Below are 18847 nucleotides of genomic sequence, written 5' to 3'. Positions count from 1 at the left end.
AGGGTGTTAGTGGTTCAGCGGTGAAAAACGGCGCAAACGCGGTTTTAGCCATTGCACGACGTCATCTACACAGCTGTACACCACCGGTATTACCAGCAAGCTGAGAAAAGTTGAGGTGATAAGGCCACCAATCACGACAATCGCCATTGGTGCGCGAAAGCTCGGATCGCCACCCATACCTAAGGCGATCGGCATCATGCCGGCGCCCATGGCTATGGTTGTCATCACTATTGGCCGGGCCCGTTTGCGGCAGGCGTCGATAACGGCGTCCCAGCGGTTTAGCAGATGCTCGCGTCTGGCAATAATGATGTAGTCAATCAGCAAAATAGAGTTTTTGGTGGCGATGCCCATTAACATAATTAAGCCAATCATTGCCGGCAGCGACAGCGCGGCATTGGTTAAAAACAGCGCCAGGAAGGCACCCGGCACCGATAACACCAGTGCAGCAAGAATAGTGACCGGCTGAACAACATCTTTTAGCAGCAGTACCAGTACCATATAAATACAGAACACACCGGTTAACATAGCCACCGCGAAACCGCTGGCGAGTTCGCCCATCATTTCTGCATCGCCCAATGTAGTTTGGGATACGCCCGGTGGCAGAGCTTGCAGGCTTGGCAGCGCCAATACGGCCTGCTCAACCACACCCAGTGGCAGGTTGTTTAGTTCTACCTCGAAGTTAATATTACGCATCCGGTCAAAGCGGGCGATTTCAGCCGGGCCGCTGCCTATTTCCAGGCTGGCGACGTTCTCAAGTGCTACCGGGCCGCGGGCGCCGGGTACCGGTAAGCGTTTAAATGTGTCGAAATCTTCGCGGGCGATATCATTCAGGCGTACCACCACCGGCACCTGACGTTCACTCAGGTTAAGCTTAGGTAAATCCTGCTCATAGTCGCCGGCTGTGGCAACCCGCAGTGTATCGGCAATGGCCGATGAAGTTACACCAAGGTCGGCTGCGCGGGCAAAATCGGGAGTAACAATCAGCTCCGGCCGGACCAGGCTGGCGCTGGAAGTCACAGCGCCAATGCCCGGAACAGTCCTTAGCTCGCGTTCTACCTGCAGCGCATGTTGTTGCAGTATGCGGCTGTCTTCGCCAGCCAGTACCAGCATATAATTTTCGCTTCCGCCCATACCCACTTTAATTCTGGCGCCGGGCAGGGTGTTTAACATTTCGCGTAATTGCTGTTCAATTTGTTGCTTGTGAAAACCGGCACGCTCACTGCGGTGGGTCAGGCTAAGTGTCAGCACTGCAGAGCGCACGCTGGCTGCTGTGCTTCCGGCGTTATCTGATGCACCGGAACTGCCACTGCCAATAGCGGTGTAAATTTGTTTTACATAGTCATTTTGCTGCAGTATCTGACGCGCCTGTTCTGCCAGGGCAATGGTATCCTGCAGTTTAGTGCCGGGCTGCAGAGTAAGCGTAACCTGGGTTTGCTGATTGTCATCTGCTGGCATAAAAGCACCGGGCAGTGCCATCGCCAGCATAATGCCACCAGCAAAAAATACCGCCGCTGCGCTCAGGGTTAACCCTTTGTGCTGCAAGCACCAGGTTACCAGATTAAGGTAGTACCGAACCCAGCCCGGCTCCGGTTTAATCTGCTGCTTATTATGCATCTGAGGCGAGCGCAGCAGGTAGGCTGCCATCATCGGCGTAAGCAGCCGGGCAACCAGCAGGGAAAATAACACTGCTATAGCAGCTGTCCAGCCAAACTGCACAAAGAACTTGCCGATTACGCCGCTCATAAAGGCGGTGGGTAAAAATACTGCTACCAGGGTAAAGGTGGTGGCAACCACTGCCAGGCCAATTTCATCGGCAGCTTCTATAGCGGCTTGAAACGGCGTTTTACCCATTAGCAAATGGCGCTCGATGTTTTCTATTTCAACGATAGCATCGTCAACCAGCACGCCGATTACCAGCGAGAGTGATAATAAGGTGACGGTATTGAGTGAAAAGCCCATCATATGGATCAGCCAAAAGGTGGGAATGATGGACAACGGCAGTGCCAGTGCAGAAATAAAGGTTGCCCGCCAGTCGCGTAAAAACAGAAATACCACCAGTACCGCCAGCAAGGCGCCTTCATACAGTAGCTGCATGGAACCGGCATAGTTCTCGGCTACCGGGTCAATCAGGTTAAATACTTCTGTTACGCTGATATCTGGCCGCTGTGTTTGTAGCTGTTGCAGCGCGGCACGTACCCCTGCTGCAACTTCAAGTTCGCCGTAACCGATGGCGCGGGTTATTTCAAAACCCACTACCGGCTCGCCGTTCAAAAAAGCAGCTGAGCGTTGCTCTGCTAAGGTGTCAGACACGGAGGCTATCTGGCCCAGGCGCAACCGGCGGCCATCAGTTAACGTAATTTCCATTGCAGCGAATTCTTCAGCCGATTGCACGGTAGCAATGGTTCTTACCGATTGTTCCATGCCGCCAAAATGGGCGCGGCCACCGGCGGCTTCCTGCTGCACCAGCTGTAACTGGCGGGAAATATCGGCAGCCGTAGTATTAAATGCCAGCAGTTTGGCAAAATCCAAATCAACGCGTATTTCCCGGTTAACGCCACCCACTCTGGCGATAGCACCCACACCTCTGACTGCCAGCAGGGTTTTGCTGATATCGTTATCAACAAACCAGGATAAGGCTTCGTTATCCATTTGTGCTGAGCTAAGGCTGTAAGTCAGAATAGGTGAGCCGGATAATTCTTCCTTCTTTATTACCGGATCGCGCAAATCTGACGGCAGATCGGCCCGGATGCGCGATACCGCATCACGCACATCATCAACGGCCTCTTGTATAGAACGTTCCAGGCGGAACTCCACCGAAATACTGGCTTCACCATCGGTCAGGTTACTGTAAATATGTTTAACGCCCTGCACGGTAGCGAGCGAGCTTTCAATTTTACGCACCACATCGGTTTCAAGCTGGGACGGTGAAGCCCCTGGCAGCTCCACTGTTACCGTAACTGTGGGTAAATCCAGATCAGGTAAATCCTGTACTTTCATAGCGCGAAAACTGAAAATCCCGGCAAAGGTCAGCAGAATAAACAGCAAAATAGCCGGCGTAGGGTTACGTATGGCCCAGGTAGAGATATTCAAATTCATTTTATACTCCGGCTACATCGCTTCGTCTGATGCAGCGTTTACAGCCGCTGTGGTTGCGCTGGGTTTTGCGGGTTGCCGTGTAGCGGGCTGGAGGGAGACAACCTGCACCAGGTCACCATCGCCAAGAAAGGCACCGCCCGTAGCAACAACCTGATCAGCCGGGGTTATGCCGCTGGTAATTTCCACCAAATCAGCGGTGCGCCGCCCGGTGCTGACTTTGGTTTGCCTGACTCTGCCATCCGGGCCCACTCGCAGCACATAGCTAAAACCATCCCGCAGTTGCACGGCACTTTGCGGCAGTGTTAGCACCTTCGTCGCCCCCAGTTCAAACTGGCCGCGGGCAAAGCTGCCGGCCCGGGTGGCGTTATCGACAGGTAAGTCAACATAGACCAAAGCGTTACGGGTTTGGGTATCTACTACCGGCGCCACCATGCGCACTGTGCCTGTAATGGTTTTACCGCCGACCGGCGTAACCTGTACTATTTGCCCCGGCTGCAGCTTTGCCAGATCTTGCGCTGACACCTCAGCCCGCCACTCCAGCCGGTTGCCGCGGATCAGCCGAAACAGCTCCTGGCCTACCGGCAACACTGCACCGACAGTGGCCGTTCTGGCTGAAATAATGCCGTTGTCCGGTGCCAGCACCTGAGTTTGTTGCAGGCGTAGCTGTTGGGTGTCCAAATTTGCTTGTGCCGATTTAAGCCGGGCCCGTGCGGTTTTTTCTGTAGTGCGGTATTGCTGAATTTGCTGTGCTGACAGCGCCCCGCTGGCTTGCAAATCAGCAGTACGTTTGACGTCGCTGGCCGCTTCGGCCAGCACCGCTTCGGCTTCTGCCACCGCAGCCTGGCTTTGCGCCAGTTCTGCCTTAACCGTATCAGCGGCGAAGGTCGCCAGTACCTGGCCGCGCTGCACGATATCACCTACGTTCACGTTCACCTGTTCCAGCCTTAACCCCTCAGTTTCATTACCGATAATGGCTTCCTGCCAGGCGCTGATATTGCCATTGGCAGATATTGTCTGCGGCAGCACCATAACTTGCGGTGTAGTTAGGTTAACTGTCAGTGTGGGTTTAGCGGTTGCAATGCTGGGGTTGTTTGCTGGTGTATCGGCGCTATCAGCAGCGATGACAATGGCTGCAGTAATTGCCACCACAAACACCGTGGCTATTAAAACAACCTGATGTGATCTTTTCATTTTCTGCTTCCTTATTCTACCGGGCATCGCAGCTACTATCCGGCAAGTTGCCTTTCAGCAAACTTACTGGCGCAAAAACAACAAAAAAATGTTTTGGTAAGTTTTAGGTAAGTCAGGCGGTGGATGATGGGGGCTGTTTTTACATACAACGCCACCTATACATACCTGAAAGGAAGTTATCTATGCGCTTAGTGATCTCAACTGTGCCTTATTTGAAAACGGCAATGACCCGCACTGTTGCGGCTTCGTTTATGCTGCTTGGAGCCGGTTTACCTTTGGCTGTTACGGCACAGCAAGTAGATGATGACTCATCTGAGTCATCTTGGGGGCTGGGGTTGGCAGTCGTCACCAGCCAGAAGGCTTATACTGATATTGACCGTGATAATAAGGTATTACCGATACTGAGCTACGAAAACCGTTATATCCGGCTGGCCGGGCCGGAGTTGGCAGTTAAGTTGCCCGGTTATCAGTTTAGTGAGTCGAATAAAATTAGTTTCAGTATTATCGGCAAATACGATTTTACCGACTACGAACAAAGCGATGCGCCAATTCTTAATGGTATGGAAGATCGTGATGGTGGTTTCTGGGCAGGCTTTAAAGCAGAATGGCAAAACAGCCTGGCTGATATCAGTGCCGAATATGTTACTGAGGTGTCTGGCGACAGCGAAGGCAATGCATTTAATTTTGCTGTAGAGAGAACCTGGCATTTTAAACAACAGTTTATGTTCACCCCGCGGCTGGTAGTGAGCTTGCTGGATAAAAACTATGTTGATTACTACTACGGCGTACGAGCCAATGAAGTAACGGCTGACCGGGCTTATTATCAGGGTGAGTCGGCAGTAAATTTTGAGGTTGGTGCCCGTGGAGGCTATATGTTTAAGCAAAAGCATTTTGTGTTTCTGGATGTTAGCGTTACCAGCCTGGCGTCAGAAATAAAAGACAGCCCTCTGGTAGACAGCTCAACAGAAAACTGGGTGATGCTCGGTTATATTTACCGTTTCTGATGAACCGTATCCTGTTACTTGAAGATCACGAGCGTTTAGCCCGGCTGATATGCGAAGGGCTGGCACAGGCTGGTATTGTCGCCGATGTATTTAGCCGTATTGATCATGCCTGGCTTGCTTTACGGCAGGTGCCTTATCAGGCGCTGGTGATAGACCGTGGCGTACCGGATGGTGATGGCCTGTCATTATTGCGGCGTTTACGTGAGGCTGGCAATACTATTCCCTGCCTGGTGCTAACTGCCCGCACCGCTTTGAATGATCGGGTAGAAGGGCTGGATGCCGGAGCTGATGATTATCTGGCTAAACCCTTTGCCATGGAAGAAATGCTGGCGCGGGTGCGGGCATTGCTGCGCCGGCCGGCTGAAGTGCGTTCATTGGCGCCGCAATGCGGCGATTTAACCTTGCGCCCGGCCGACAGCCTGATGTGTTGTGGTGATAAAAACGAAATACTGGCGCAGGCCGAAATGCAAATTATGCTGTTGCTGGTGCGCAGATGTAATGAATCGGTGCGCCACAGTGCGCTTGAAGCCGCTGGCTGGGGCTTTAGTGAGGCAGTTACGCCCAACGCACTGGATGTGGCGTTACATCGGCTACGGCGCAAATTGCAGGCCATTGGTTCGCAGCAGCGGATAGTAAATATAAGAGGTATAGGCTATGCGCTTCGTAACGATGCGTCACTTCAATAGTTTACGCCTGCAGGTACTGCTATCGTATCTCGGCGGGATGATTCTGAGCGTAACATTGCTGTTGTTGGCTGCGGTTTGGGTGTTGCAAGACAATACGCTTGCCAGAATGGACCTGGCCGACGCCGCGGCAGGGATTGCAGATGATATCCGGTACGATGAAAAAGGTACGCCGATTGGCTTTGCTGCGAAAGTAGAGGATGTAACATGGTTGTTTGACAGTATTTCGCGTGAAACGGCGTACCGGATACTGGACGAAGCCGGTAATGTGGTGTTGCAATCAGGTACTGGCGAGTCTGTCTGGCCGCAGAGCAAAGAACTGCTCAGCTTGGCGCGCGGCCGGTTCGATTTTGAGCATAATGGCCTTACTATGCATGGGGCAACTGAGCCAATTGTACACAATGGTAAAATCTGGTATTTGCAGCTTACCGCCAGTACAAGGTTTATGGAGCTGATGCATCGGCATATTGCAATGCCGCTGGTGGGCGCCGGCGTTACGTTATTTAGCGTGGTATCGCTGTTTGCTTTCGGTTTGTTTGCTTACATCACTCTGCGCTATACCCTCCGGCCGCTAAAAGAGATATCTCAGTCTGCGTCCACTATCTCTCCTTATTCTCTGGATGTTCGTCTGCCGGTTAAAGGCGTGCCTACCGAGCTCACCCCCCTGGTAAACAGCTTTAATCAGGCACTTGAGCGGTTGGAGCATGGTTATCGTGTACAGCAGGAGTTTCTGGCCACCGCCGCGCATGAACTAAAAACCCCGCTGGCATTAATCCGCGCCCAGCTTGAACTGATGACAGAGACAGAACAGCGTAACTGGTTGTTGCATGATGTCAGCTATATGTCGCGGCAGGTGCAGCAATTGTTATTGCTGGCAGAAGCCAGTGAACGGCAGAACTACAAGTTTATCCGGGTTAATATGCCGCAACAGGTAACAGAGACGGTAGCCTATTTGCAACGTATGGCAGATGCCGCACAGGTGACGCTTAATCTGGAACTGCATGCTTCCGATGTTATTTTGGAGGCTGATAAGGGGGCGCTGTTTACGTTGCTAAAAAACCTGCTGGAAAATGCCATACAACATGCACCTGCAGGCAGCGCTGTGTCGGTAGATGTGTTTTCAGACAATATTACCGTGCGCGACCACGGCCCGGGCATTGAAGATGCGCAATTACCTAAGTTGTTTGACCGCTTCTGGCGCGGCGCGCACAAGCGCGATACCGGCGCCGGGCTTGGCCTGACCATTTGCCGCGAAATTGCTCTGGCGCATGGCTGGGTGTTATCAGCCCACAAAATACAGCCGGGCTTAATGTTCCGGTTGCAGTTGCAGGCAAGCCTCGGTGTGAATATTGGAAACGGTAATGCCCTAACGTAGCGTAACAAACTCTTCAGCACTGGTGGGGTGCAGTGCCACAGTAGCGTCAAAATCGGCCTTGGTGGCACCCATTTTTATTGCTACAGCAAAGCCTTGCAACACTTCGTCCATACCTTCGCCAATGCCATGCAGGCCAACCACTTTTTCGTCTTTACCTGTGCATACCAGTTTAAAGCGGCTAAGGGCGCGATGCTCGGTGATGGCGTTATACATGGCAGCAAAGCCAGAGCGGTAAACTTTTACATTGGCTGCGCCATACTTTTCAATAGCTTCGGCTTCGGTAAGCCCGATAATACCAATTGGCGGGTGGCTAAATACTACGGTTGGGATTAGTGAGTAATCCATATGCGCATCGGGCATATTTTTATTAAATAAGCGCTCAGCTAATAAACGGCCGGCTTTAACGGCTACCGGGGTTAGCTGTGCTTCGCCGGTAACATCACCTACGGCATAAATGCCTTTTACGTTGGTATTCTGATATTTATCGGTACTGATAAAACCATCTTTATCGGTTTTTACCCCGGCTGCTGCCAGATTGAGCTTGTCACTGGCGGGTTCGCGGCCAATGGCCCAGATTACGCAATCTACGCCGGTAAACTCAACGCCATTATCGCAATGCACGGTTAAGTTGCCGTTGCTGATTTTCTCTATTTTTATCACGTTGGTTTGCTTATGCAGTTTGAGTTTGTCCTGCGCCATACGCTCAAGCAGCATATCGGTAATGTCAGAGTCGAAACTGCGCAGTGGTTTATCGCCGCGTATTAGCAAGTGTGTATCTGTGCCAAGTGCATGCAATACACCGGCAACTTCTACTGCGATATAACCGGCACCTATTACCAGTGCTTTTTTCGGCTGCTCTGTTAAGGCAAAAAAGCCGTCTGAATCTATGCCGTGCTCTGCGCCCGGAATATCAGGCAATACCGGGCGGCCGCCAGTGGCGATAGTAATATGATCGGCAGTAATAAGCTCGCCGTTAACTTCAACGGTACGCTTGTCAATAAAACGGGCAAAACCTTCAATATAGGTTACGCCATTATTATCAAAGCCTTTGTGATAACTGCCATGAATGCGCTGGATATAAGCTTCGCGGTTTTTTACCAGCGTGGCCCAGTTAAAGCTATTTTGGGTGATGTCAAAACCATAGGCCGGGCTGTATTTGAGCGCTTCGGCAACATGGGCGCCGTACCACATTACTTTTTTCGGCACGCAACCAACATTTACACAGGTGCCGCCGACAGCTTTTGCTTCAATTACAGCAGCAGTTGCGCCACGAATAGCCGCACGGTTGGCGCTGGCAATACCGCCGCTGCCGCCTCCAATAGATATATAGTTAAAATGACGAGACATCAGGCAATTCCGCAAAGTAGACATTACTGCGGTTATAGGGGTTAGTGTGGTGTTTTACAAGCCCTGCTGCCAATCTGTGCTGTACTGGCGACAGGGCGTAGCCGTACTTACAGCTTTTTTAAATCAATACTGTTGGCCAGCGCTAACATGGTGCTTTGGTTGGTGTTATTGCCGCGCACGGTAACCATGGCACCGCCCTGGGTAACAAACTGAATTTCCAGGTTACTGCCATCTGCTCGTTGCACCGCCTGCAGGCCCTGAATTTTAGTTAGTTTGCCGCCTGACATGGCAATCATCGATGGGTTGCTCAGCATCATGGCAAAAGCCTGTAACATTGGCGAATCCATCATCAGTTCAATATCAATGCTGTCACTGTCATTGTAGTAGTTGCGTGAGGCGCTGATACCGCCGCCAAACATTGCTGCTGCGGCTACTTCAGCATTGGCATCCTGCGCCTGCCAGCCACTGGGAGCCGGTGGGAAAGCCAGTTTTACCTGCTCGCCTTTTTCCTGGCGGATTAAGGTGCTGGCATAATCCAGCTGAGATATCGCCTGCGACAACTCTCCGGCTTTGTAGTGTTTGGTAGCAGCAGCTATGGCTTCGTCTATTTCATTGGCGCTTGCAGTCAGGTTCAGGCAGCTAAATAACAGGCAGCTGATTGCAGTTTTTTGCAGTATTTTCATTTGGGTTTCATTCCTTTGATTAACAAATTTTGCACAGTATAGCCAACAGCGATAGTTACTGCCAATAAGGTTGTTTTAGCATTGACAATAGTGGTGTTTGCCCCAACATTAAGGCTAATCTTTGTTACTTTAGTTTAAGGTTTGCCATGTCTGCTACCCAGAATATCTTGTTGTCGTTCCCGGATTTACCGCCGTTTTCCCAGATTACGCCAGAGCAGGTTAAACCTGCGGTTGAGCAGGCTATTGCACAGGCACGGGCTGCAGTTGAAGCTGCAGTGGCACTGCCAGACGTTAGCTGGCACACATTGATAGAACAGCTGGATCAGGACAGCGAGCGCTTAGGGAAATTGTGGTCGCCGGTGTCGCACATGAACTCAGTAGTGAATACCCCCGAACTGCGGGAAGCCTATGAAAGCTGCCTGCCGTTGTTGTCTGAATACAGCACCTGGCTGGGCCAGCATGAGGGCCTGTACCAGAAGTACCAGCAACTGGCACAAAGCCAGCAGTATGCTGAGCTAACGGCGGCGCAGCAAAAAGTGATTCAAAATGCGCTGCGGGATTTTAAGCTGTCGGGCATTGGCTTATCAGCAGAGAAGAAACAACGCTACGGCGAAATTCAAAGCCGTTTATCCGATTTAAGTTCGCAGTTTTCTAACAACACACTGGATGCAACCCAGGCTTGGTTTAAACATATTACCGACGCAGCCGCTTTGGTTGGTTTACCGGATGATGCCAAACTGGCTGCCGCTGAAGAAGCACAAAGCCGAGAGCTGGAAGGCTGGGTGTTTACGCTGGAATTTCCCAGCTACATTGCCGTAATGACCTATGCTGACAAACGTGAGTTGCGTGAAGAGCTATACAGCGCTTACTGCACCCGTGCGTCGGATCAGGGCCCGACAGCCGGCCAGTTTGATAACAGCGGCATTATTGAAGAAACCCTGGCACTCAAGCATGAGCTGGCGCAATTGCTGGACTTTAACAACGCTGCAGAAGAATCACTGGCAACAAAAATGGCGCAAAGCCCGGCGCAGGTGCTGGATTTCCTGCAGGATTTAGCCCGCCGCGCCAAACCACAAGCCGAGCAGGATTTAGCAGAGTTAAGAGCCTTTGCCCAAAGCGGATACGCTGTAACAGAGCTGGCGGCCTGGGATATTACTTACTATGCCGAAAAGCTGAAACAGGCCAAATACGCTATTTCTGATGAACAGCTGCGGCCGTATTTCCCTGAACACAAAGTGGTAGCCGGTTTATTTACCGTACTGAACAAGCTGTTTGGTGTAGAAGTAAAGCAGCGCACCGGTGTGGATGTATGGCACAGCGATGTTAAATTTTACGACATTATTGATGCCACAGGCACCTTGCGCGGCAGCTTTTATCTGGATTTATACGCCCGGGCGAAAAAGCGCGGCGGTGCCTGGATGGACGATTGCCAGGGCCGGCGTATTTTGCCTGATGGCAGCGTGCAAACGCCGGTGGCTTATTTAACCTGTAACTTTAATAAGCCGGTGGGTGGCAAGCCAGCACTGTTTACGCATGATGAAGTGGTTACGTTATTCCACGAATTTGGCCACGGCATTCACCATATGCTTACCAAGGTAGATGCTGCAGCGGTAGCTGGTATTAACGGTGTGGCCTGGGATGCAGTAGAGCTGCCAAGCCAGTTTCTGGAAAACTGGTGCTGGCAAAGTGAAGCCCTGGCCATTATTTCCGGCCATTATGAAAGCGGAGAGCCATTACCGCAGGACTTACTGGATAAAATGCTGGCAGCGAAAAACTTTCAGTCGGCAATGTTTCTGGTGCGTCAGCTTGAATTTGCCTTGTTCGATTTTCGTTTACACGCTGAGTATGATCCGGCGCAGGGCGGCCGTGTGCAGCAACTACTGGATGAAGTACGCAATGAAGTATCGGTTATTATACCGCCGCGTTTTAACCGGTTTCAGCATGGTTTCAGCCATATTTTTGCCGGTGGTTATGGCGCCGGTTATTACAGTTATTTGTGGGCTGAAGTGTTATCAGCCGACGCCTTTGGCCGTTTTGAGGAAGAAGGCATTTTTAATGCTGACACCGGCCGCGATTTTTTACGCTGGATTTTAGAGCGCGGCGGCAGTGCCGAGCCTATGGAGTTATTTAAAGGTTTCCGTGGCCGTGAGCCATCTAATGAAGCTTTGTTGCGCCATATGGGCATTGCTGGTTAATACCGGCATGGTTAATTTAAACTTAACAATTTATTGCGAATTTACATCAGCTCTGCCAAGCTGAAGCCGAACGCGGAGGAATAAATATGCGCACTAAGGTATTGATAGTAATCATGGCGGCTTTAACGCTGGCGGCGTGCCAGCAGGGCCAGGCAGGTAGTGATACCACTGCAGAGCGGTTGCCCCCTAAACCATTGATAGAACCGATAGACCCAAGCAAAGATCCGGTAAGTGCGGTAAAAGCGAGGAAGCAACAAATGGCAGATGAAGTAAACCTCAGCGCCATGCGGGCTGAAATTATGGCGCGGGTTGGCGATGCAAAAGCAGATAATGTTGAACAGTGCCGGGTAGTAGGCTTCGGCAGCAAACCTTGTGGCGGTCCGGCCAGCTACATAGCTGTGTCTACCAAAGGCGGCAATGAAACGGAGATTATGGCTCTGATAGCCAGATACAACTCTGCTGCCAAAGCAGAGAACGAGCGCATTGGCCTGATGTCTGACTGCGCTGTCGTGCCCAAACCAGCTGTAGTGCTGCAAAATGGCGTGTGTACGCTAAAAGAAGGCGGCGAAACTGCAGCCTATTAACCTGCAGTAACGTTTACAATATAAGCATAAAGGCAACCATTCCCGTGTTGCCTTATTTTTTCACTGAAGATGAGTACAATTTTGACTACCGCTGAACCCTTTGATCGTATTTATCAACGTGCCTGTGAGCGCAAAGGCGGCGCGGCAGCGCTTGCAGCTTTGCTGGGCCACAGTGCCGGCAACGATGATATTGCTGCCATACCAGACAACTTGCTGCTGGGCGAGCTAACCAAAAAAGTGTTTCAGTCTGGTTTTGTCTGGCGTGTTGTGCGGCAAAAATGGCCGGGCTTTTGTGAAGTGTTTTTCGATTTTAATATCGAAAAAATGCTGTTGATGAGCGATGAGATGCTTGAAGCCAAAGCCCGTGATGAACGTATTATCCGCAATGCCGGTAAAGTGTTTACCATCCGCCACAATGCCATGATGATTGATGATATTGCCCGCAAACATGGCAGCTTCGGCCGTTTTATTGCCGACTGGCCAACATCCGATATTATCGGTTTATGGGCTTACCTTAAGCAGCATGGCGCCCGCCTTGGCGGCAATACCGGGCCTTATGCGTTGCGGGCTATTGGTAAAGATACCTTTATTTTAAGCACTGATGTTGAAGCTTACCTGCGGGCAACCAACATATTTGATGGCGGTATAAACAGCAAACGCAGTTTAAATCAGATCCAGCAGCAGTTTAATCTTTGGCATAAGCAATCAGGCCGTAGCCTGGCGCACATCAGCCAGATTATTGCGTTAAGTGTTGGCGAGAATATTGTTGGAATGCAGCAATAATGATGTAACTATTGGTTACATTTTAACTGTTTCTGTTGCGGTTAATTTGTGTGTTGTTGAGTTAAAGCCGTGTTAGCGTAGTAATTTTTACACGGAGAATTAATATGCTAACAATAACAGGGCTTAACAAAACTTATAGCAATGGCGTGAAAGCGCTAAACAATATTAATTTAACCGTAGCAAAAGGCATGTTTGGATTACTTGGCCCTAATGGTGCCGGTAAATCATCGCTAATGCGCACTATTGCTACATTACAGCAGCCTGATGCTGGCAGCATAGTGTTTAATGGTATAGATGTACTAAATGACCCGCAGGCGCTGCGCAAAACACTGGGCTATTTACCACAAGACTTTAATGTGTATCCGCGGGTTAGTGCGGCAGATTTACTTGATCATCTGGCAGTGCTAAAGGGCTTTGCCAATAAAAAGCAGCGTAAAGAGCTAGTAGATGGCCTGTTGGCACATACCAATCTTTATCAGCACAAAGACAAGGCCGTCAGTGGTTTTTCTGGTGGTATGCGTCAGCGCTTTGGTATTGCTCAGGCGTTGCTGGGCGATCCTGATCTGCTTATTGTAGACGAACCCACCGCCGGGCTTGATCCGGAAGAACGTAACCGCTTCCACAATTTGCTGGTCAGCCTGGGCGAGCAAAAGGTGATTATTTTATCTACCCATATTGTTGATGATGTCGCCGAACTTTGTCCGGCCATGGCAGTATTGGCGGGTGGCCAGATTGTGCAGCAGGGTAATCCGGCTGATTTGATTGCGGCTTTGCAGGGTAAGATCTGGCATAAAACAGTATCGGCGGCAGAAGCGGCAGAGCTGGAACAACAATTACCGGTTATTGCCAAGCGCTTACTGGCTGGCCGCACCGTGTTGCATGTGTATGCGGAGCAAGCCCCTGAAGGCTTCAGCCGGGCAGTGCCTGGCCTGGAAGATGTGTATTTTTCTACTTTGTCTGCCCACAGACAGAATGCAGCATAAGGGGGCCTTATGTTGATATCTATGCTGCGGTTTGAGCTGCGCTATTTTTTGCGTCAGCCATCATTTTATGTTGTTAGTTTATTACTGTTTCTGGCCAGCTTTCTCTCGGTCACCTCAAACAATGTGGTTATCGGCAGCGGAGGGGAGGTTTTTAAAAACAGCCCTTATGCCATTGCGCAAACGTTGTTGATACTGAGCCTGTTTGCCATGTTTTTGGTGGTAAATTTCGTAGGTAGCAGTGCAGTTCGCAATGCTCAGTTCCAAATGGAAGAGCTAATATATACCAAGCCAATACAGGCGTTTAACTATCAGTTTGGCCGTTTTTTTGGCAGCTATCTGATAGTGTTATTGGTGTACTTCACCGTGCCGCTGGGGATGTTGATTGGTAGTTTTATGCCTTGGGTGGATGCCAGCCGGTTTGGCCCCAACAATCTGTTTGCCTATTTGTATAATTTTATCGTGCTATCTGCTCCCGGGCTTTTTGTTATTTCCGCGTTGTTTTATGCAGCAGCTGTGCGTTTTCGCTCGCTCATGCCTTTGTACCTGATTGCGTTGGTGTTGTTAGTACTGTATTTGGTGTCTGGCACTTTTGCCAGCTTGCCAGAGTATCGTGCTGTTGCCGCGTTAATGGACCCTTTTGGTCTTCGCACCTTTGCTGACGTAACCCGCTATTGGACCATTCAGGAAAAGAATAGCCAACTGGTTGAACTGACGGGCGTGCTTTTGCAAAACCGTCTGCTATGGCTGGCGATTGCTGCAGTGTTGCTGGCGATGGCAGGCTTATTCCGCTTGCCCGGGCTTGCTTCGCGCGATAGTAAAAAGTCAAAGATTGTACCGGCCAAAATGCAGCCAGTAGCAATTGGCCGTTTACAACAAAAGGCATCGCAATTCGGTGGCTTAAGTGCACTATGGTGCCGGATAAAATTTGAAATGCGGCAGGTGTTGTGGACCGCGCCGTTTTTTATTCTGATAGTGATTTCGTTAACACAACTTATCGGTCCGATGTTTGCAGACTTGGGTTGGTACGGTACTTCAGATTGGCCCCTTACCCAAGCAATGGTGATGTACATCGTTGAAGCGATGAGCTTGCTGATTATTATTGTAACGGTGTATTACAGTGCCGAAGTGGTGTGGCGTGAGCGTAACTCTGGCATGGGCGATATTATTGACACCATGCCGGTAGCAAATGTGACATTCTGGATTGCAAAATTGCTGGCCGTGGCTGCGGTATTACTGTTGCTGATGTTGCTAGGTATGGTTTGTACTATCGGCTATCAGCTATTAAAAGGTATTGCCGATGTTGAGCTAAGCCAGTATCTGATCCGTTTGGGCTATCAGTATTGGTTACCTACGCTGTTAAGTGTGGTACTAGCGTTTTTTTTCCAGGTAATCAGCCCGAATAAATTTATCGGTATGGGGCTATTTGTTGGCTATTACTTGTTGTCGCTGGTGATGGCCAATTGGGGGCTGGGGCACAGCCTGATTAATTACGCTAACTCGCCTAATGTTGGCTTCTCTGACTTAAACCAGTATGGACCTAATTTGCTTACGCACAGCTGGTATATGCTGTATTGGGGCGCGATAAGCCTTATGTTGTTTACCCTCGGCTATGGTTTATATCATCGTGGCCCAATGCAAAGCCTGAGGCAGCGTTGGCGCAAACTGGGTTATCAGCTTGGCCGGGCGGGTAAAACCCTGATAGCCGCGTCAGCAGTGCTGGCTGTTGCCAGTGGCGGTTTTTTATATCAGCAAACTACCATTCTTAATAGTTATCAAACTGAAGATCAGCGGCGTGATTTACAGGCGATATATGAAAAACAGTTTAAACAATACGCTGAACTGGCTTTTCCGGTGACTACCAAGGTGGATGCGATCGTGGATTTGTATCCTGAACAACAAAAAATTGCCGCTAAGGTGGTACTGACTTGGCAGAATAAATCTGAACAGCCAATAGAGAAGGTATTAGTTAACTGGCCGGAGAATACCCAGGTGATGGATATTCGTATTTCTGGTACCAGCCTGAGTGAGCGCGATAGCGATATGCGCACCAGTTGGCTAACCTTTACGCCTGTGCTGCAACCAGGCCAAACGGTGTCGGGCGAGATTGAGCTGGTCAGGCAGTCTATAGGGCTGCGCGAAACTAATTTTGACAGCGCTGTGGTAGCAAACGGTACTTTTATTAACAACAAAGAGCTGTTACCTACTTTTGGTTATCAGCAAGACTATGAGTTAAAAGATCAGCATGAACGGCTAAAGCGCGATTTGCCACCACGGGAGCGGGCCAATAAACTGGAAGACCGCCGGTTCTACCAGCAAAACTTTTTCGGCGCCGACGGCGACTTTATTCAGTTTGCTGCCACTGTATCGACATCGGGCGATCAAATAGCTATTACGCCTGGTTACCTGCAGAGGCAGTGGCAGCAAGATGGTCGCAACTATTTCAGGTACGAGATGGACCAGCCAATGGTGAATTTTTACTCGATTTCGTCAGGCCGCTATGCCGTGAAAAAGCAACAGCATAATGGCGTAGCGATAGAAGTCTACTATCACCTGTCGCACGGTTGGAATGTTGACCGTATGATCGAATCAGTACGCGACTCACTGGATTACTTTACTGCAGCTTTTGGCCCTTATCAGCATAAGCAAATGCGCATCATTGAGTTTCCGGGCTATCGCAGTTTTGCGCAAAGCTTTGCCAATACGGTGCCATATTCGGAGCGGATTGGCTTTATCACTGACTTACGTGACCCGGATAATATCGACCCTGTGTATTATGTTACTGCACATGAAGTGGCACACCAATGGTGGGGGCATCAGGTAGGTGCAGCTGATGTGCAGGGCAGTGCGGTGATTTCAGAGAGCTTGTCGCAGTATGCGGCGCTGATGGTTATGCAGCATAAATATGGCGCTGATAAGATCCGTAAGTTTATCAAACACGAACTGGATGATTATCTACAAGGCCGCTCGGCAGAGCGCTTTGCCGAAATGCCGTTACTGCGTGCAGAAAGCCAAAGTTATATTCACTACCAAAAAGGCTCAGTGGTGATGATGGCAATTAAAGACCAGATTGGCGAAGCAAGGCTTAATGCTAACCTTAAATCATTTAATGAGCGCTATCGCTTTCGCAACGATCCATTTCCAACTACGCTGGATTTACTTGATTACCTTACGTTAGACACCAGTGCAGAAGAGGCCGCGTTTATCCGCGATCAGTTTGAAAATATCACTCTTTATGACATGCGTTTGCAGCAAGCCAAAGCGGTGAAGCTGGAAGATGGTCGTTACCAGATCACACTACAAATTTATGCTGACAAGCTGCGCGCCGACGGGCGCGGCAACCAAAGCAGTGAGCCGATGCAGCAACAGGTGAGTATAGGTTTATTTAGTGCAGACCCTGATAAGCTGACAGCAGAAGGTGGCCAGTTGTACTTACAGCCGCACTTGTTGCAAACAGGAGACAATCAACTGCAGATAGTGTTGGACCAATTGCCAGCATATGCGGGTGTTGACCCCTACATAAACCTGATCGACCGCGACAGCGCCGACAATATTCGCCGTATTCAGCCCGACTAAACGCTAATACTGGCAATTGATGCAGGAGCCCAGTTACACTGTGCTCCTGTTTTTTTTTTGCGATTTGCCATGTTACCTTTTTTAACACAGCTAGCTGCAGATAAAGCCTATACCGGGCAGCTCTGTCAGCAGTTTGGTTTAACCTTAGCCACTAAAGCCAGTGGCTGGCATCTGGCCTGGCAGGATAATGCGCTGGTGTTACGCCACAGTGAGCTACCCAAACAAGGTGATATCCTGGTCGACTTTGCCAGTGGTGCTGCCAGTTACCGGCGCTTGCATGGCGGTGGCAAAGGTGAGGCGATTGCCAAAGCTTGCGGGCTGAATAAAAAGCGCGATCTCACCGTATTAGATGCTACTGCTGGCCTGGGCCGTGATGCCTTTGTACTGGCCAGCCTGGGCGCTAAGGTCACTCTGGTTGAGCGTAACCCTGCCGTGGCAGCTTTACTGTTTGATGGTTTGCGCCGGGCTGCGGCTACAGCTGACCTTAACTGGTTGGGCGAGCGTATGCAGCTACTGCATAGCAGCGCGCTGGAGGCGCTGCAACAGCATGGTGCTGTTGATGTGGTGTATCTGGACCCGATGTTTCCACCGCGGGATAAAACCGCGCTGGTTAAAAAAGAAATGCGCGCTTTTCATGATGTAGTGGGTAGCGATACCGATGCTGATGCCTTACTGGCACCAGCACTTAAGCTGGCGCAAAAACGTGTGGTGGTAAAACGGCCCGGTTATGCTGATTTTTTAGCGCAAAAGGCGCCTGCAATGTCTGTCACCGGTAAAAATAACCGTTTTGATGTGTATATTAATGCAGCAATTTAGTGATACTTTTGACAACAGATAAATTAAACAGGGGAATTAACATGATTAAAACCGGCGACAAGTTACCTGAGGTGAGTTTTTCGCAACTGACCAAAGAAGGTGTAATGAACCCAACCACCAGCCAGATTTTTGCCAATAAAAAAGTGGTACTGTTTGCTGTGCCGGGTGCTTTTACACCTACCTGCTCTGCAGCACACTTACCGGGTTATATTACGCTGGCCGACCAGATCAAAGCCAAAGGCGTTGATACCATTGTTTGCACCGCAGTAAACGACGCTTTTGTAATGAGTGCCTGGGCCAAAAGCCAGAACGCTGAAGAAATTGTGTTTTTAGCCGACGGTGGTGCAGCCTTTCATAAAGCCATTGGCCTGACCATGGAAACCGGTGACTTTGGCGGTGTACGCTCACAGCGCTATGCCATGATCGTTGAAAACGGCGTAGTTACGCTGCTAAATGTAGAAGCCCCAAAAACCTTTGAAGTCAGTAAAGCCGAAGTCATTTTAGCAGCATTGTAACAAATATCTGTTCAGATAA

The 18847-nt window shown here is 50.1% G+C and carries 14 protein-coding genes; 10 read left to right on the top strand and 4 right to left on the bottom strand.

Features of this window, described 5'->3' with window-relative positions:
* Positions 1 to 6: 6 nt before the first annotated feature.
* Entirely contained in the window at positions 7 to 3096 is a 3090-nt protein-coding gene (locus M2404_RS02490) for an efflux RND transporter permease subunit (protein WP_259238090.1), read from the bottom strand.
* 12 nt (positions 3097 to 3108) lie between these two features.
* Entirely contained in the window at positions 3109 to 4287 is a 1179-nt protein-coding gene (locus M2404_RS02485; protein WP_259238088.1) for an efflux RND transporter periplasmic adaptor subunit, read from the bottom strand.
* A 182-nt stretch (positions 4288 to 4469) separates the two neighbouring features.
* On the opposite strand from M2404_RS02485, the gene M2404_RS02480 reads away from it, so the two are divergent.
* Genes M2404_RS02480 through M2404_RS02470 form a run of 3 tightly spaced genes read left to right on the top strand, consistent with a single transcriptional unit; the run spans position 4470 to position 7349 of the window.
* Complete coding sequence (locus tag M2404_RS02480; RefSeq protein ID WP_259238087.1) at positions 4470 to 5291, top strand: MipA/OmpV family protein; 822 nt, start codon at positions 4470 to 4472, stop codon at positions 5289 to 5291.
* Positions 5291 to 5977, top strand: a complete 687-nt coding sequence (locus tag M2404_RS02475; protein WP_259238086.1) for a response regulator transcription factor — start codon at positions 5291 to 5293, stop codon at positions 5975 to 5977. The genes M2404_RS02480 and M2404_RS02475 overlap by 1 nt, the downstream gene beginning before the upstream one ends.
* Complete coding sequence (locus tag M2404_RS02470) at positions 5946 to 7349, top strand: sensor histidine kinase (RefSeq protein WP_259238085.1); 1404 nt, start codon at positions 5946 to 5948, stop codon at positions 7347 to 7349. The genes M2404_RS02475 and M2404_RS02470 overlap by 32 nt, the downstream gene beginning before the upstream one ends.
* Here the strand turns inward: M2404_RS02470 and gorA are convergent.
* Positions 7341 to 8696, bottom strand: a complete 1356-nt coding sequence (gorA, locus tag M2404_RS02465; protein ID WP_259238083.1) for a glutathione-disulfide reductase — start codon at positions 8694 to 8696, stop codon at positions 7341 to 7343. The genes M2404_RS02470 and gorA overlap by 9 nt on opposite strands.
* Positions 8697 to 8803: 107 nt before the next feature.
* Positions 8804 to 9379 carry a hypothetical protein gene (locus tag M2404_RS02460; RefSeq protein ID WP_259238081.1) on the bottom strand — a complete coding sequence of 192 codons (576 nt, stop codon included), beginning with the start codon at positions 9377 to 9379 and terminating at the stop codon, positions 8804 to 8806.
* Between the two features lie 146 nt (positions 9380 to 9525).
* Between M2404_RS02460 and prlC the strand changes: the two genes are divergently transcribed.
* The 7 genes from prlC to M2404_RS02425 all read left to right on the top strand — a co-directional run bounded on the left by prlC (position 9526) and on the right by M2404_RS02425 (position 18828).
* Positions 9526 to 11574 (top strand): oligopeptidase A, encoded by a 2049-nt coding sequence (prlC, locus tag M2404_RS02455; RefSeq protein ID WP_259238080.1) that lies wholly within the window; start codon positions 9526 to 9528, stop codon positions 11572 to 11574.
* Positions 11575 to 11660: 86 nt separating this feature from the next.
* Positions 11661 to 12158: a hypothetical protein gene (locus M2404_RS02450; protein WP_259238079.1), complete on the top strand. Its 498-nt coding sequence runs from the start codon at positions 11661 to 11663 to the stop codon at positions 12156 to 12158.
* An 81-nt stretch (positions 12159 to 12239) separates the two neighbouring features.
* Positions 12240 to 12941 (top strand): DNA-3-methyladenine glycosylase I, encoded by a 702-nt coding sequence (locus M2404_RS02445; protein WP_259238077.1) that lies wholly within the window; start codon positions 12240 to 12242, stop codon positions 12939 to 12941.
* A gap of 104 nt (positions 12942 to 13045) precedes the next feature.
* Complete coding sequence (locus tag M2404_RS02440; RefSeq protein WP_259238076.1) at positions 13046 to 13924, top strand: ABC transporter ATP-binding protein; 879 nt, start codon at positions 13046 to 13048, stop codon at positions 13922 to 13924.
* Between the two features lie 9 nt (positions 13925 to 13933).
* A complete protein-coding gene (locus M2404_RS02435) occupies positions 13934 to 17497 on the top strand; it encodes an ABC transporter permease/M1 family aminopeptidase (protein WP_259238075.1) in 3564 nt (1187 codons plus the stop codon).
* Between the two features lie 69 nt (positions 17498 to 17566).
* The gene (locus tag M2404_RS02430) at positions 17567 to 18313 is read left to right on the top strand and encodes a class I SAM-dependent methyltransferase (RefSeq protein ID WP_259238074.1); all 747 of its coding nucleotides are present in this window, start codon (positions 17567 to 17569) and stop codon (positions 18311 to 18313) included.
* Positions 18314 to 18354: 41 nt separating this feature from the next.
* Positions 18355 to 18828, top strand: a complete 474-nt coding sequence (locus M2404_RS02425; protein WP_259238073.1) for a peroxiredoxin — start codon at positions 18355 to 18357, stop codon at positions 18826 to 18828.
* Positions 18829 to 18847 lie beyond the last annotated feature (19 nt).

Source organism: Rheinheimera pacifica, from assembly GCF_024809855.1.
In the GTDB taxonomy this organism is placed as follows: domain Bacteria; phylum Pseudomonadota; class Gammaproteobacteria; order Enterobacterales; family Alteromonadaceae; genus Alishewanella; species Alishewanella pacifica_A.
The sequence above is the reverse complement of the archived record's forward strand: the minus strand, read 5'-3'. Positions and strand labels throughout refer to the sequence as shown.